Here is a 14,461-nt window from a genome sequence, read left to right as displayed (position 1 = left end):
TCAGGGATCGATTTCCAGCAGGTCCGAGGCGATGTGTACTTCACCTTTAAATCGGCTGCGCAGGTATTCCAGTGATTCCTGTTCATGGCCCTGCATTTGCGGGTAGAGATGGGTCAGGTAGAGTTTGCCCGCATCAAGTTTTTCGAGGTAGGGGCCCAGCATATCCGGTGTGGTGTGGCAGTCGACGTCAAAGCCCGGGGGAAACGAACATTCGTGAATGAGAACATCGGCCCCCTGTGCCAGTTCCATGAGGGAGTCACAGGGTTCGGTGTCCCCGGCATATACCATTATTTTCCCTCCATCCTCGAGTCTGTAACCCAGGGAGGGTACGCTGTGCACTCCTGCAGCACAGCTGAGCCGGCAATCACTACCGTCAAGTGCGATTTGCCGGCCGGGTTTGAGTTCGGTGACGGAGAGGTCAAACCTGCCCTGTAGATAGGGATACAGCCCGATCAGGCCGTCCAGCCAGTCCCGGGTACCCTGTGGCCCGTAGATGACACAATCGCTTTTCTCGCACAACCAGCGGCTCTTGAGCAGGGGCAGGACATCAGCCACATGATCCAGATGGAGGTGGGTCAGGATAATTGCATCAACATCCCGGGGATCACGCCCGCTCTCAAAGAGGCGCTGCAGCACCCCGGCCCCGCAGTCAAAAAGTAATAAACCGCCGTTCTCAATCTCAACTGCAATCCCGGACTGCACCCTGCCGGGCCGGGGGATTGCCACACCGCTACCAAGGAATTGTATTTTCATGCTTACCATAATAAGGTTTAAGTAACTTAACTCTAATTATGGATTCCGAATGGCTTTATAAAGCTCATTCATCCAACCAACCGGCAAAGGCTAATTCTACACATCTTCCTGCGAGGGTTGCCCAGCCCGGTCAAAGGCGCCGGACTTAAGATCCGGTTTCGAAGGAATTCGAGGGTTCGAATCCCTCCCCTCGCATCGCTTTTTTGGGATATATACAAGGTGAAAAAGTGTACGCTCAAAATGAGGAAAATTTAAATTTTTCCAATTTCTTTTTTGTTATCATATTGTATATCAAAATCAATTAATAGCTTTAAAACATATACTCTATTACCGTGTCGTGAATGATGCGGTGTGGCAATGAATCAGAAGGTAGAACGCCAATTGGGTATAGAAGCCCATGATCATTCAAGGTTTATTTGGCATTTGTAAATCCTTAAAGTTGGCCAGAAATTAAGGAAGGCATCGGGATAGGATCGTCCAATAGGATGTCATCCAATGGGATAAATGCTGCCAACAATTAGATCCCTGATCATTGCCATTATATTACTGCTTTTTTGAATAATTATTCCGCCATTTCACTCTTTCTTCTTGCCACAGCTATAGCAATATCCTTTATGCACACAAATAGTGCCCCAACATTCAGGACATTTCCACCTCATCTTTTCATTTACCACGAAATCTTTCAAACCAAATTTTTTGATGTGTTCGAGATTCTCAATTATATCATATTGTATTTGGATTGATACCTTTTATCTAAGGTTTTAATACTCATGTTAAGGAAAGGTTGGAGATGTGGGAAGAATGATAATGACAGATACAAAAGGAGACATACAGGATGAACGGAATAAACCTTAATGTCATACCATGTGAAACAAATTTAAAAACCGATATTAAGGACAATGGTAGTCCCTGTCCTGTTTGTAACGTTCCAGGTAGTTTTGTGAAAAATATTACTGTAAGACATATGATATGCGATGATCTGTTAGAAAATATAGGTGATTTTGACTATTATTTATGTATGAATGAAGATTGCAAGATTTCTTATTATAACAATGATTTCAGAGTTAAATTCGAAAAAAGTGATGTAAAAGTACCAATATGGTTTAAAAAAGGTGCAAACCCGAAATATGCCTGTTATTGTAGTAAAGTAACAGAAGAACAAGTTATAAACGCTGTGATTAGTGGTAAGGCAACTAATATGAAAGAAGTTTTAGAAATCACAGGAGCAATGACTAACCCAAATTGTCAAATAAATAATCCGTCAGGTAAATGTTGCCATCACACAATACAGGGAATTATAGATAAAGCATTAAACATTACCAAATAAATTGTGGCAATCACTGTCTGAAAAACACTAAACTTTTTTATGAATTATAGTATCAAATTCTTTTTTGTATTAACTATATCCACGCACCTGTTTTATCGGATAATCCTTTTTCACAATCTAATTTTTTACCAAATGATTTCCTGTATAAAACAACACCACATGAAAATATTTATATCATTGAATTATAATTTGATTGTGCTTTTACTTATAGTATAACCTACAGGAGTATATGGATGGACTTCGCTGAGAAGCAGCAATTAAGTGAGAGGGATATATGTCGCATCTTTATATCTCCAGCAATTGAAAGGGCCGGATGGAACAGGACTTCTCAAATAAGGGAAGAAGTGTACATCACAAAGGGTCGGGTTCTTGTCAGTAGAGAGGGAATCCGTCGTGCCAATCCTAAGTGGGCTGACTATATTCTTTATTACAAACCTAATATCCCTATAGCTGTTGTCGAGGCAAAAAATAATAAACATGGTGTAGGAGACGGCATGCAGCAAGCACTTGAATATGCAGAGATGCTTGATGTGCCGTTTGTTTATAGCAGCAATGGTGATGCTTTCCTTGAACATGACAGGTCCCTTAACTCAGGGCAGATTGAAAGGGAAATTCCTATTGATTCCTTCCCAACTCCTCATGATATCTGGGAAAAATATTGCGAATGGAAGGGAATCGAGGAAGAACATCAAAAACAAATTGTCAATCAGGATTACTACCCGTCTTTTGCAGGTAAAACCCCTCGTTACTACCAGATAAATGCGATTAATCGGGTCGTTGAAGCTGTTGCTAAGGGGCAGGACCGTCTTTTACTGGTGATGGCCACAGGAACCGGGAAGACCTATACGGCTTTCCAGATTATATGGAGGTTATGGAAATCCAAGACCATGAAGCGTATTCTATTCCTTGCTGACCGCAACATCCTTGTGGACCAGGCCAAAACCAATGATTTCAAACCTTTCGAGTCAGCCATGACCAAAATAAAAAACCGAGAGGTGGATAAGTCCTATGAAATTTATCTTTCCCTTTATCAGGCTGTAACGGGTAATGAGGAAGATAAAAATATCTATAAACAGTTTTCTCCGGATTTCTTTGACCTTGTTGTTGTGGATGAGTGTCACAGAGGTATTGCTGCTGAGAATTCAGCATGGCGTGAGATTCTGGAATATTTTTCATCTGCTACTCAGATAGGTCTCACTGCAACTCCCAAAGAAAGCAGGGAGATTTCTAATATTGATTATTTTGGCGAGCCAATCTATACCTATTCACTGAAACAGGGTATAGAGGATGGTTTTCTTGCCCCTTACAGGGTGAGAAGGATTGATTTTGATAGAGATCTGGAAGGGTGGCGACCTGAAAGGGGCCAGATTGATAAGTATGGTTATGAGATTGAGGACCGAATATATAATCAGAAGGATTTTGACCGCAGTTTGGTACTGGAAGAGAGGGTTAAACAGGTTGCGAAAAACGTTTCCAGTTTCCTTAAAAAGACTGACCGATTCAGCAAGACCATCGTATTCTGTGAAGATGTAGACCACGCAGAAAGGATGCGTCAGGCACTTGTGAATGAAAATGCTGACCTCATTGCCGAGAATAGCAAGTATGTAGTAAGAATCACAGGCGATGAACCTTATGCTGCAGCGAATCTGGATGACTTTATTATCCCGGAAAATAAGTATCCGGTGATTGCGACTACTTCAAGGTTGCTGAATACTGGTGTCGATGTGCAGACTTGTAAGTTAATTGTTCTCGACAAACGTATCCAGTCCATGACAGAGTTCAAGCAGATAATAGGCAGAGGGACCAGAATCAATGAGGACTTCAATAAATATTTCTTCACTATAATGGACTTCCGCAAGGCTACAGAATTATTTGCAGACCCCGAATTTGATGGTGAACCCATTCAGGAATCTACCTTTGAGATGCCAAGTGGACATGGAAGTAAAAGTGGCCAATCACAGGAGAAACAGAAAAGCCACAAATATGTTGTTGGGGATGTGTCTGTCGAGGTCCTTGCAGAAAGAATTCAATACTATGACCAGGGCGGGAAGCTGGTTACTGAATCCCTGAAGGATTATACACGAAAGACTGTAGCCCAGCAATATGGCACAATAGACGAGTTCCTTAATGAATGGAGTGAGGCGGAGAAAAAACAGCAGATTATCGAGGAGCTGGAAGGGGAAGGTGTGTTTTTCGATGAACTTGAAAAACAGATTGGCAAGGAAATGGATGCTTTTGACCTTATCTGTCACGTAGCCTTTGATAAACCACCATTAAGCCGCAGAGAGAGGGCTGACAAGGTGCGTAAAAGTGATTACTTTGCCAAATACGGAGATGATGCACGCAAGGTACTCACTGCCCTGCTTGATAAGTATGCAGATGAGGGAATTGAAAATATTGAAAACATGGAGGTCCTGAGGCTGAGACCTTTTGACAATATGGGCACTCCTTTTGAGATACTGGATTATTTCGGTGGTAAACAGGGATACAAGGATGCCCTGAAAGATTTGGAAGCACAGATTTATGAAGCAGAAGTTTAATTCTCATATCTCTGTAATGTGAAGGTTTTGTTATGTCAATTGGCACAGTTATTAAGGGCGTACAGGATATTATGCGTAAAGACGCTGGTGTGGATGGAGATGCACAGCGGATAAGCCAGCTCGGATGGATGCTTTTTTTAAAGATACTCGATGACCGGGAAAAAGAGACCGAGTTGATACGGGATGATTATGTATCCCCTATGCCCGAAAAACTTCGCTGGAGAAACTGGGCCAGTAATGATGAGGGAATCACTGGCGATGAACTTCTGGATTTTGTGAATGATGAGGTTTTCAGGAAACTTAAAGAACTGCAACCCAGGACAGAAGATGATGACCTGAGTATTGTCATAAGGTCTGTTTTTGAGGATTCCTATAATTACATGAAGTCCGGAACCCTGATGCGTCAGGTTATCAATAAGATTAATGAGATTGATTTTAACCGGTCCAAAGACCGGCATACCTTCAATGATATCTATGAGAAGATTCTGAAGGATTTGCAGAGCGCTGGCAATGCGGGAGAATACTATACACCCAGAGCCGTTACACAGTTCATGGTGCAGATGACCAATCCACAACTTGGAGATAGAGTTATGGACCCTGCATGTGGTACAGGTGGTTTCCTGACAAATGTCATCGAGCATGTAAGAAATAATTATGTCAATTCCATTGAAGATGAACAACTTCTGCATAATTGTCTGTTCGGTGTGGAGAAAAAACCAATGCCACACCTTTTATGCACCACAAATATGCTATTGCATGGTATTGGTGTGCCTTCCAATATCCGCAGGGATAATTCCCTTGCACGTCCTCTGAGGGATTACACGCCAAAGGACAAGGTGGATGTGGTGGTTACCAATCCGCCATTCGGTGGTCAGGAAGAAGATGGTGTCGAGCAGAATTTCCCTACCAAGTTCCAGACACGAGAGACGGCAGACCTTTTCTTGGTTCTGATAATGAAAATCCTCAACGCTGGTGGTAAATGTGCAATAGTGCTGCCTGACGGTACTCTATTTGGAGAGGGTGTGAAGACCCGTATCAAAGAGAAATTAGTCGATGAATGCAACCTGCATACAATTGTCAGGTTGCCAAACGGTGTTTTCAACCCTTATACAGGCATCCGTACCAATCTGCTCTTTTTCACGAAAGGAAAACCTACAGAAGAAGTATGGTATTATGAGCATCCCTACCCTGAAGGCTATAAATCATATTCCAAAACCAAACCCATACGCATAGAGGAGTTTAAACCTGAAAAGGAATGGTGGGAGAATCGTGAGGAAAACGAGCATGCCTGGAAGGTCCCTGTGGAGGACATACGCAAGAATAATTACAATCTCGATATCAAGAATCCCCACACGGTTGAAGAGAACCACGGCGACCCGGAGGAATTATTGGAAAAATATAATTCCCTCACCTCGGAAATTGAGGAAACACGTAATATGTTAAAATTAGAACTTAAAGCAGCCTTTGAGGAAAACTGAATGAAAACTGAAACTTTTTTTGAGATTTTGCCTCATCTCTCAGAATCTCCTAATGGAGTTCAAAAGTTACGTGAAATGATACTGCAAATGGCAATACAGGGTAAAATTGTACCTCAGAACCCCGATGAAGAACCTGCTGAAATATTATTGACGAAGATTGAGGTTGAAAAGGAGAAAAGAAGTAAAAAGCCTTTAGAAATTATTGCCGAAGAAGAAATACCATTTAAAATTCCAAAAAGTTGGAAATTCTTAAAGCTTAAAGATGTTTGTGAAATAATAAGGGGTATAACATATAAAAAAAGTGAATCTTCTGAACAGACTTTACCAGGATATCTTCCTCTGTTAAGAGCAAATAACATAAATGGAACGATAAATTTTGATAAACTAGTCTATATCCCAAAAGAAAAAATCAAACCACCTCAATTTGTAAAAGCTTGGGATATAGTTATAGCAATGTCAAGTGGAAGCATAAACCTTGTAGGAAAGGCAGCACAAGCTAAGAAAGATTTAGATTGTACTTTTGGTGCATTTTGTGGAGTTGTTCGTCCCTCTCCAATCATTTATAGAAAGTACATAAACTATTATTTCCACAGTCCTAATTATCGTAATACAGTACAGAATTTCGGGAAAGGAATTGGCATAAATAATCTTAGTAAAAAAAAACTTGAGTCTTTAATTATTCCAATTCCACCCCTCGCCGAACAACACCGAATCGTTGCCAAAGTTGACCAGCTCATGAACCTGTGCGATGAACTGGAGAGGAAGCAACAGAAGCGCAGTGAAGTTCATATCCGCATGAATAACGGGTCTCTGTCCAAACTGCAACAACCAGACAATGAGGCTGATTTCAACCGTATCTGGGCCCACATCAGGGATAACTTCGACCTTCTATACACAAAACAGGAAACTGTAAAGAAACTTCGGGAGGCAGTACTGCAACTAGCGGTTCAGGGCAGGCTTGTGGAGCAGGACCCGAATGATGAGCCGGCTGCTGTATTGCTGGATAGGATTGCCGAGGAGAAAAAGAGACTCCAAAAGGAAGGTAAACTCAAAAGGCAGAAGGAGTTGCCACCAATTGAAGAGGATGAAGTGCCTTATGAAATGCCCAGTGGTTGGGAGTGGGTGCGTTTGGGGACTTTGGTTTCTTTATTAGGTGACGGGCTACACGGAACTCCCGAGTATACAGATGACGGAAATTATTATTTTATAAACGGAAATAATTTATATGATGGCGAAATTATAATTAAAAATAATAATAAAAAAGTTTCATATGATGAGTACATCAAATATAAAAAACCATTAAATGACAGAACGGTTTTTGTTTCAATAAATGGTACATTAGGAAATGTTGCCTTTTATAATGGGGAAAGAGTGATATTAGGAAAAAGTGCCTGTTATTTTAATTTATTAAAGGACATAAATAAAGAATATATAAAAAAAGTCATAAACACACGGTATTTTCTTGACTATTGTTATGAAAAAGCTACTGGTAGCACTATAAAAAATGTATCTCTAAAAAATATGAGGTTATTTTTAGTACCTCTCCCACCACTAAATGAACAACAACGCATCGTAGAGAAAGTCGACATACTAATGGAATTATGCGATAGGTTGGAAGCAAATATCAAGCACTCTGAAGAAGTGGCCTGGAGTTTTGCAGAGGTTGTTGGGAAGGCCGGAGAATAAAAGGGCTACTGTCAATCCTTATGATGTCTGGATTTTGCTCTCCTGACATCAATAACAAATACATCTACCTTCTGGGTTTTCAAAACCACCTCATGCATGCGCATAAACCACTTCTGAAAAAATCCTGCTCTTCAATTCATCCCTTACGGCACGTTTCGAGATGATATCTACCTTTGTCCCGAACTCGTCTTCAAGAAAAATTCCAAGAGCTGCGAGATCAAAAAGATCCGCACCTTTCTCAAACTCAACAAGGAAATCAATATCGCTGCCGGTTTTGTATTCATTCCTAACCACCGACCCAAAAAGGCCTATTTCCTTTACTTTATAGTTCTTTTTCAATTCCGGAAGCAACTCATCCAGTCTTCCCAGAATAATATCCTTTTTGATCATATTAATTCCCTTATGAGATATCTGATACACATTTTGGAGGGTCTTTTTATATTATTGCTTTGGTTGGCGTTGGCTGACCATTCCCCTGAATTCATTAATTGGAGTTGTCGGTATTTCAATTATTAGTTTAATAAATCTTAACAGATATTAATAGTTTAGAGTACCCTTAGAGAACCCCATCTTCTTCCACTCAACATAGGAAATATCAAGAATCAACTGCCTGATATCCATTTTGTCCTGTCTTTCAATTTCATATACAGGATACACGAAATCAACAGTTTTGCGTTTACCAACAAGGTATTGAGCCAGTTCTCTTGTCTCCAGGAGCAAGAGGCCTTCTGTATTGATCCGATCTGGCACAAAAATCATGATCTGCAGATATGGCTTTTGCAAATTAATTCCAGTATTTCCATGCTCAATACCAGGAATTTGCCGGACAGATTTTACCCTTTTGAGTTTATCAGGATATTCAATGGTATTAATGTGAGTTTATCGTCTGAATAGTAGTACACCTGTATATTAATATGCATACTTTATTTTTTAACAATTTGTTTGTCTATAAATAGTAAACAATATATATGATAAATCAATTGTCACCTTACTTAAAGAAATAATGAGATAGGATTAGTTATGAAATATATACCATATTATATGTCCATTCTTGGGTTTTTCCTCACCCTGGTGTTCTCTTATTTGATTGGAAGCTATTTTGGCATTGAATGGCTAGTGTTCTATAATTTGGATACTGCTTCTGGTGATTTTAAATTCGAAGCAGGCATTTCATGGCTCCCGATTATACTTGCACTGTTCATCGCTTATCTGGGATGGAAAATAGGTTTTAAGAAGTTCCCTGATGAAAATTCCGGAAACTGAGGACTTTTTTAATATTGGTCTAGAAAAAAAGCAGTATCTGTGCGGTGATCTCAGGAACTCCTGGCCTCAGTAAATGGAGTAATTCAACAAGTCCTTCTCCCGTAATTATTGATTCCAGCAGTTCTTGTGTCAAACAAACGCATGGAATACATCCCCTTTTATAAGATTATGCTTCAATTAAAAATAGAAGATCGTGACTCTACAAGATCCAAAATCGGAGAATTGATATGAAAATAACTGTTTTCAATGGTAGTCCCAGAGAAAGAAAAAGCAACACCCATCGAATCGTTGATCCTCTACTGGAGGGGGCCAGACAAGCGGGTGCTCAGACAGAAGAGATATTCCTTGCAGAGTACAATATCAATCATTGTTGTGGTTGTTTTAGTTGCTGGACTAAAACTCCCGGAAAATGCGTGATCAATGACGACATGTCCGAGCTCATAGATCTTTTTTTTGAATCGGATTATGTAGGAATGGCAACTCCTGTTTATGGATTGTTTATGACCTCAATACTAAAGAAATTCAACGAAAGACTGCTGCCTACTGCAACTCCACATATTCACAAAAATGAAGATGGAAGCTGTTATCATGAGGAAAGAATGCACTATCCCCGTTTTTTTATGATTGCCAATTCAGGATTTCCCGGAGAACATAATTTTGACTTATTCAAGGCATATATGGCTCTCCAGAATCCCGTACTGGAAGTCTACCGAAATAGTGGAGGAATATTAGAAGACTGTCCTGACGAGAGTGTCAAAAAAAGAATCAATGAATTTTATGATGCGCTGCGAGAGGCGGGCAAAGAAATGGTCATCAAGGGGAAGGTTTCAGAAGAGATCATTAAAAGTATTCATGCCGAACTAATCAGTGATGACGAGTTTATGGCAGGTGCTAATCAGTACTGGGATGAAGAAATAGCAAAAGGAGAATCATAAACAAATAGGAAGAAATGCCAAAGAAAGAAGTCGATTTATACAATTGATTCTCAACTTTCCCCACCAATTGCTCCCATTGACTGAGCCTCTTCTGCACATGTTTATTCAAACTAAACGGTTTATCAACTTTGGCTCTACGCTTCAAAGGAGCAATATAGCATTTCATGTATGCTGTTTATTCCTGTATTGAGCACGTTGATTCAACCAATGATTAACTTCCTCAGTAACCTTCCTGGGCCCCTCCAGGCTTGATCATTAGTGAAAACCAAAAATAAAATTTATATGAGTAAAAAAAGTAAAAGTAGATATTATAAGACTCTGTTATTCCATGGGAATGCAGAGTCTGGTTCTTATGCTTTCACAAAGCAAAATTAATCATTCTTTGTTTTCCAGATTGCTTTGATTTCAGCGATATCTATGTGCGTGTATTCATCGCCGCCTTTTGTCCACTTAAGGCTAAGTATACCATCGGCACATTCAGCAGCGATTCCTTTATACAGATCTTTTCCCCCGATATCAATCGTAACTTCTTTGTCCATATAGTACTTTTCTATAAATTCCTGTTTCATTCTTATAACCCCACTTTATACAAAAGGTGATTACTTCACCTAGAATAAAGCATGAGTTTGAAAGATAAGTATTTTTCGTCAAAAAGTCAACGGCAAAGTCCCCTTAGAGAAATCCATCTTCTGCCCTTTCAGAATAAGATATCAATGGTTTTTTGTCTCAATACCTCTGAATCATTCCATTCAATCAGAATATAAAAGAAGTAATATTTGCCTCAAAATGCAACATGCAAAGAGTGCATTCAATTGAGGCATTCAATTTCTTAAAACAACTCACATCAGAATATCGCAATCAATCCAGGCCTGCATCTGGTTTGAAAGCCTTTATTTTAAGACTCATAACAGGGTAGCCTGAGTACTGATTCTCACCGATCCCTGTGTCTTGATCCATTATCCGGACTTTGAATCCAGCATCTTTTATCATTCCCAGATAATCATCTTTGAGCAATGCACCCCCTATACAGGCACATATAAGATCTTCATCATTCTTCTGCTCGGGGGTCAGGTCATTCAGGAGAACAATATCTGAAACATACATCCTCCCATCATTTTTGAGAACACGGTATGCTTCCCTGAACACCCTGGATTTGTCAGGTGCAAGATTGATCACACAGTTGCTTATAATGACATCAATAGACCCCGTTTCAACAGGTAAAGACTCGATGTCGCCCTGCCTGAACTCGACATTATCGAATTCATACTTTTCAGCATTCTTTCTTGCTTTTGCAATCATATCTTCTGTCATATCCACGCCAATGACTTTCCCGGTCTTGCCCACTTTCCTTGCAGCGATAAAAGTATCAAATCCTCCTCCTGAACCAAGATCAAGAACGATATCACCTTCTTTTATCTCACCGATTGCCGTGGGATTTCCACATCCAAGTCCCAGATTGGCTGCAGATAATGATTGTATATCTTCAGATGAATAGCCAATGGATGTTGATATCTCTTCCTTTGTGAGATCCCCGCAACATCCACATCCCTGTACAACATCCAATGCAATTTTTCCGTATGTATCCTTTACAATTTTTTTCGTGGAATCTGGATCTGCTGTATTGTCAGAGCAACATGAATCAAATTTTTCAATTCCGCAATTTTCAAGTTTGTCTTTCATATTATCATCCATTATGCTGTAAATAACGTATCTACCCTCTTTTTCATACTTCAGGATACCCGCTTCACAAAGTATCTTGAGATGGCGGGATACAGTGGTTTGATCCTTGCCCGTAATTGCTGCAAAATCACATGCACAATGATCATGCTTTAACAGGCATCCTATTATTGCAAGACGCGTTTGGTCACCCAATGCTTTGAAGAATTTAGCCTTTTCATGAAGCATTATTTGTATATATGTGCATTTATGCATATATGCTTTTTGCAAGCAGTTCTTGGAAAACGAAGCACAAAGAGGAAAGCAAATACAATCAGTACTTTACAATTTTTTATGAACTTATAGTTATTATTTAATTGACTGTGATGGGTAAGTCCAAAAAACAATTTTGGCATGGTAAACCAATTTGGGTGGTAAGTGGGCGACACATGTCTTTTCTATCTATATATAGATACCTTACCCATCACTATACTATAATAGATGTTTTAATACGGGATATAATGAAAAGAACGAATGGTTCTGAATTTTGTTATCCAAATCTTCAGTCTTAACAATCAGCAGAACTTATTTTTTGAGTTCACTTATCCTGCCTGCAAGTGGGTCGAGTTCATGCCTGATCGTTGCCAGCTTCATCATTAAAGGTTGCGTTTTTACAATCTACGTATAAATTCCGCACTGAACTTCAGATAATAATGCTCAAAAATCAGCTTTTATCCTCCTTAAGGCAAATGTACCATTCGGAACATTTCAATTCCTCATCTTCCATACGCTTCCCTGCATCCTCATAGGAAAGAGGAGGAGGTACTATGACATCATCACCGGGATTCCAGTTTACAGGAGTGTCTATTTTTTCTGAATCTGTTTTCTGGATCGCCTGCAGAATACGTTTTATTTCATCAAGGTTTCTGCCATTGGAAAGTGGATAAAAGGCCATATAACGAATGCGTGACTCCGGGTCTATTATAAATATTCCCCTCACCGGTTGAGCATTCATGATTTCATTATCATGAGTTGCCTTATTTGCATGAAGGTCCTGGATATAGCGCAAATATCTTTTGTTCTCAAAAGGCTGGAGCAAACCATATTTCTTAACTATTGAAAAACCATTGTCTTCTACTATAGGAAATTCCACATCTATACCCGACATTCCGTTAAATTCCACCTTTTCCTTTATAGACCGCAACCAGGTAATGTGTGATAGGATACTGTCAACTGACAGACCAAGAAGTTCAGTATCAAGCTGCCTGAATTCTTCCTGCATCTTTGCAAACACCATGAACTCGGTGGTACATACAGGTGTAAAGTCCCCAGGATGACTGAAAAAAATTACCCATTTACCTTCATAATCTTTTGGAAAATTCACTTCCCCATGTGTGGTACGGGCCCTGAAAGAAGGAGCAATTTCCCCCATCATTGGAATTCTGGTATTCATATATTCATTTTGTTCCACAATAATCCCCCATTTGTCTGATCATTCTTATATTCAGTTTGTAGCTGTATATTTAGGTTTTTACAATTTTACTTCGCCCTTTTATAACAAGGGTTGTAATTTTTATCCTACCGACAGCCCCGTACTTCAAAAAAGTGAACGTGCCATTTTGATTTAACCATCTTGCAATTCGTAAATAAGTATATTTAAAATTTTTTAAAAATGTAGTTATATTGATATACATCAAATGTCTATTCTTAACTAACTAAACAAATCTGGCAGATATCATAAAGTCTCTGACAGATTGGGAGTGGTATAAATGGTGGAAACGAGTTTAACGGATAGTTTATACACGGCTATAGGGGATGCCTTTTCTTACATTCCTGAAATAATTGCCGTAATTATCTTTGCACTAATTGGCTGGATAATAGGCAGAACACTTGGAAAAATTGGTGCGAAGTTGATTGAGAAAAGCGGTTTGGATACGACGGTCGATAACACATTTATAGGCAATATCCTGCAAAGGGCTGAAATTACAACAAAAGATTTTTTCGGCGCTGTAATTAAATGGTTCGTATACATTATATTTGCCGCAATAATTATTGATTATTTGGAGATAGGTGTAGTAGCAGATTTCATAACCTTGTTACTTGCTTATGTACCACTGGTCATAGCAGCAGGCATAGTACTTGTAATCGGCCTCATAATCGTTGATTTTGTTGCTCGCACAACCGCAACAATACTTTCAGCAACAGGCGTAGACGAAAAACTGGAAAAGGGACCCGCAGGCGGACCTATAAAAGCATCAAATATGAAACCCTCGGCAATAATCGCCGGAGTTATAAAATTGTTTGGTTACCTGTTTTTCATTGCAGCCGCAGCCAACATACTGCAGCTGGAATTGATCACTGACTTCCTGGTTGCTGTGACAGCATATATTCCAAGATTGCTACTGGGCGTTGTAATTCTCGCTCTCGGATTGCTATCTGTGGATTTCCTTATGGATTACGTAAGGTCCACTATTCAGGAGATGGATGTAGAAGGAGCTGAAATTTTTACTCCATTGCTCAGAGGATTTTTGTTCCTGGTAGTAATCCTCATTGCACTTGATACCATGCTTGTGGACACAGGTATTCTATATACATTCCTGGAACCACTGGGATGGGGTATTGCTGTAGTAGTAGCCTTTAAGTGGGGTATAAAGGACGCTCTTGTGGAATACGCAAAGCAAAAGAAATAAACCCCCTCTTTCTTTTTTTCAATTCAACTGATGACCATCAGCACCATCAGTATTTATGCCTCTCAGTTATTCCACCTCAGGTAAAAAATACCATAATTGAAAATAACATTAACTTTATAAAAAATAAGGTGTA

13 protein-coding genes, 1 tRNA gene and 1 pseudogene are annotated in these 14,461 nt (G+C 39.6%); 8 read left to right on the top strand and 7 right to left on the bottom strand.

What is annotated here, in order from left to right:
• Positions 1 to 753, bottom strand: coding sequence for an MBL fold metallo-hydrolase (locus BKM01_RS04655; protein ID WP_072361317.1), 753 nt, complete (start codon positions 751 to 753; stop codon positions 1 to 3).
• A 110-nt stretch (positions 754 to 863) separates the two neighbouring features.
• Between BKM01_RS04655 and BKM01_RS04650 the strand changes: the two genes are divergently transcribed.
• The 5 genes from BKM01_RS04650 to BKM01_RS04630 all read left to right on the top strand — a co-directional run bounded on the left by BKM01_RS04650 (position 864) and on the right by BKM01_RS04630 (position 7,784).
• Positions 864 to 948: transfer RNA gene (locus BKM01_RS04650), tRNA-Leu, on the top strand.
• A 640-nt stretch (positions 949 to 1,588) separates the two neighbouring features.
• A complete protein-coding gene (locus tag BKM01_RS04645) occupies positions 1,589 to 2,080 on the top strand; it encodes a Csac_0668 family 2Fe-2S cluster-binding (seleno)protein (protein WP_085503689.1) in 492 nt (163 codons plus the stop codon).
• A 233-nt stretch (positions 2,081 to 2,313) separates the two neighbouring features.
• On the top strand, positions 2,314 to 4,620 hold the full coding sequence (hsdR, locus tag BKM01_RS04640; RefSeq protein ID WP_085503690.1) for an EcoAI/FtnUII family type I restriction enzme subunit R: 2,307 nt from the start codon (positions 2,314 to 2,316) through the stop codon (positions 4,618 to 4,620).
• A gap of 32 nt (positions 4,621 to 4,652) precedes the next feature.
• Complete coding sequence (locus BKM01_RS04635) at positions 4,653 to 6,098, top strand: type I restriction-modification system subunit M (RefSeq protein ID WP_085503691.1); 1,446 nt, start codon at positions 4,653 to 4,655, stop codon at positions 6,096 to 6,098.
• Complete coding sequence (locus BKM01_RS04630; RefSeq protein ID WP_085503692.1) at positions 6,099 to 7,784, top strand: restriction endonuclease subunit S; 1,686 nt, start codon at positions 6,099 to 6,101, stop codon at positions 7,782 to 7,784.
• Between the two features lie 90 nt (positions 7,785 to 7,874).
• Here the strand turns inward: BKM01_RS04630 and BKM01_RS04625 are convergent, their stop codons facing one another.
• Together BKM01_RS04625 and BKM01_RS04620 are read right to left on the bottom strand one after the other, a co-directional pair.
• The gene (locus tag BKM01_RS04625) at positions 7,875 to 8,174 is read right to left on the bottom strand and encodes a nucleotidyltransferase family protein (RefSeq protein WP_085503693.1); all 300 of its coding nucleotides are present in this window, start codon (positions 8,172 to 8,174) and stop codon (positions 7,875 to 7,877) included.
• 147 nt (positions 8,175 to 8,321) lie between these two features.
• Positions 8,322 to 8,543, bottom strand: coding sequence for a hypothetical protein (locus tag BKM01_RS04620; protein WP_236953536.1), 222 nt, complete (start codon positions 8,541 to 8,543; stop codon positions 8,322 to 8,324).
• Between the two features lie 261 nt (positions 8,544 to 8,804).
• Between BKM01_RS04620 and BKM01_RS04615 the strand changes: the two genes are divergently transcribed.
• Both BKM01_RS04615 and BKM01_RS04610 read left to right on the top strand, forming a co-directional pair.
• On the top strand, positions 8,805 to 9,047 hold the full coding sequence (locus BKM01_RS04615) for a hypothetical protein (protein ID WP_085503694.1): 243 nt from the start codon (positions 8,805 to 8,807) through the stop codon (positions 9,045 to 9,047).
• Positions 9,048 to 9,274: 227 nt separating this feature from the next.
• Positions 9,275 to 9,982, top strand: coding sequence for a flavodoxin family protein (locus tag BKM01_RS04610; RefSeq protein WP_085503695.1), 708 nt, complete (start codon positions 9,275 to 9,277; stop codon positions 9,980 to 9,982).
• Positions 9,983 to 10,353: 371 nt separating this feature from the next.
• Here the strand turns inward: BKM01_RS04610 and BKM01_RS04605 are convergent, their stop codons facing one another.
• From BKM01_RS04605 to BKM01_RS04595, 4 genes and pseudogenes are all read right to left on the bottom strand, one after another.
• On the bottom strand, positions 10,354 to 10,551 hold the full coding sequence (locus tag BKM01_RS04605; RefSeq protein ID WP_085503696.1) for an MM0924 family protein: 198 nt from the start codon (positions 10,549 to 10,551) through the stop codon (positions 10,354 to 10,356).
• A 289-nt stretch (positions 10,552 to 10,840) separates the two neighbouring features.
• On the bottom strand, positions 10,841 to 11,662 hold the full coding sequence (gene arsM / locus BKM01_RS04600; protein WP_257790291.1) for an arsenite methyltransferase: 822 nt from the start codon (positions 11,660 to 11,662) through the stop codon (positions 10,841 to 10,843).
• A gap of 3 nt (positions 11,663 to 11,665) precedes the next feature.
• Positions 11,666 to 11,887 (bottom strand): annotated as a pseudogene (locus tag BKM01_RS11250) (ArsR/SmtB family transcription factor); the annotation flags it as partial.
• Between the two features lie 475 nt (positions 11,888 to 12,362).
• Positions 12,363 to 13,091 carry a redoxin domain-containing protein gene (locus BKM01_RS04595; RefSeq protein WP_085503749.1) on the bottom strand — a complete coding sequence of 243 codons (729 nt, stop codon included), beginning with the start codon at positions 13,089 to 13,091 and terminating at the stop codon, positions 12,363 to 12,365.
• Positions 13,092 to 13,407: 316 nt separating this feature from the next.
• Between BKM01_RS04595 and BKM01_RS04590 the strand changes: the two genes are divergently transcribed.
• On the top strand, positions 13,408 to 14,328 hold the full coding sequence (locus BKM01_RS04590; protein WP_085503697.1) for a mechanosensitive ion channel family protein: 921 nt from the start codon (positions 13,408 to 13,410) through the stop codon (positions 14,326 to 14,328).
• The last annotated feature ends 133 nt before the right edge of the window (positions 14,329 to 14,461 follow it).

This window comes from Methanohalophilus portucalensis (assembly GCF_002761295.1).
Classification (GTDB): Archaea; Halobacteriota; Methanosarcinia; order Methanosarcinales; family Methanosarcinaceae; genus Methanohalophilus; species Methanohalophilus portucalensis.
This window is presented reverse-complemented; position numbering and strand designations above follow the sequence as displayed.

What these genes read in the sequence shown, in the direction of transcription:
- BKM01_RS04655 (WP_072361317.1), bottom strand. Translation starts at nt 753, where the DNA reads ATGAAAATACAATTCCTTGGTAGCGGTGTGGCAATCCCCCGGCCCGGC.
- BKM01_RS04645 (WP_085503689.1), top strand. Translation starts at nt 1,589, where the DNA reads ATGAACGGAATAAACCTTAATGTCATACCATGTGAAACAAATTTAAAA.
- hsdR (WP_085503690.1), top strand. Translation starts at nt 2,314, where the DNA reads ATGGACTTCGCTGAGAAGCAGCAATTAAGTGAGAGGGATATATGTCGC.
- BKM01_RS04635 (WP_085503691.1), top strand. Translation starts at nt 4,653, where the DNA reads ATGTCAATTGGCACAGTTATTAAGGGCGTACAGGATATTATGCGTAAA.
- BKM01_RS04630 (WP_085503692.1), top strand. Translation starts at nt 6,099, where the DNA reads ATGAAAACTGAAACTTTTTTTGAGATTTTGCCTCATCTCTCAGAATCT.
- BKM01_RS04625 (WP_085503693.1), bottom strand. Translation starts at nt 8,174, where the DNA reads ATGATCAAAAAGGATATTATTCTGGGAAGACTGGATGAGTTGCTTCCG.
- BKM01_RS04620 (WP_236953536.1), bottom strand. Translation starts at nt 8,543, where the DNA reads ATGATTTTTGTGCCAGATCGGATCAATACAGAAGGCCTCTTGCTCCTG.
- BKM01_RS04615 (WP_085503694.1), top strand. Translation starts at nt 8,805, where the DNA reads ATGAAATATATACCATATTATATGTCCATTCTTGGGTTTTTCCTCACC.
- BKM01_RS04610 (WP_085503695.1), top strand. Translation starts at nt 9,275, where the DNA reads ATGAAAATAACTGTTTTCAATGGTAGTCCCAGAGAAAGAAAAAGCAAC.
- BKM01_RS04605 (WP_085503696.1), bottom strand. Translation starts at nt 10,551, where the DNA reads ATGAAACAGGAATTTATAGAAAAGTACTATATGGACAAAGAAGTTACG.
- arsM (WP_257790291.1), bottom strand. Translation starts at nt 11,662, where the DNA reads ATGAAAGACAAACTTGAAAATTGCGGAATTGAAAAATTTGATTCATGT.
- BKM01_RS04595 (WP_085503749.1), bottom strand. Translation starts at nt 13,091, where the DNA reads ATGAATACCAGAATTCCAATGATGGGGGAAATTGCTCCTTCTTTCAGG.
- BKM01_RS04590 (WP_085503697.1), top strand. Translation starts at nt 13,408, where the DNA reads ATGGTGGAAACGAGTTTAACGGATAGTTTATACACGGCTATAGGGGAT.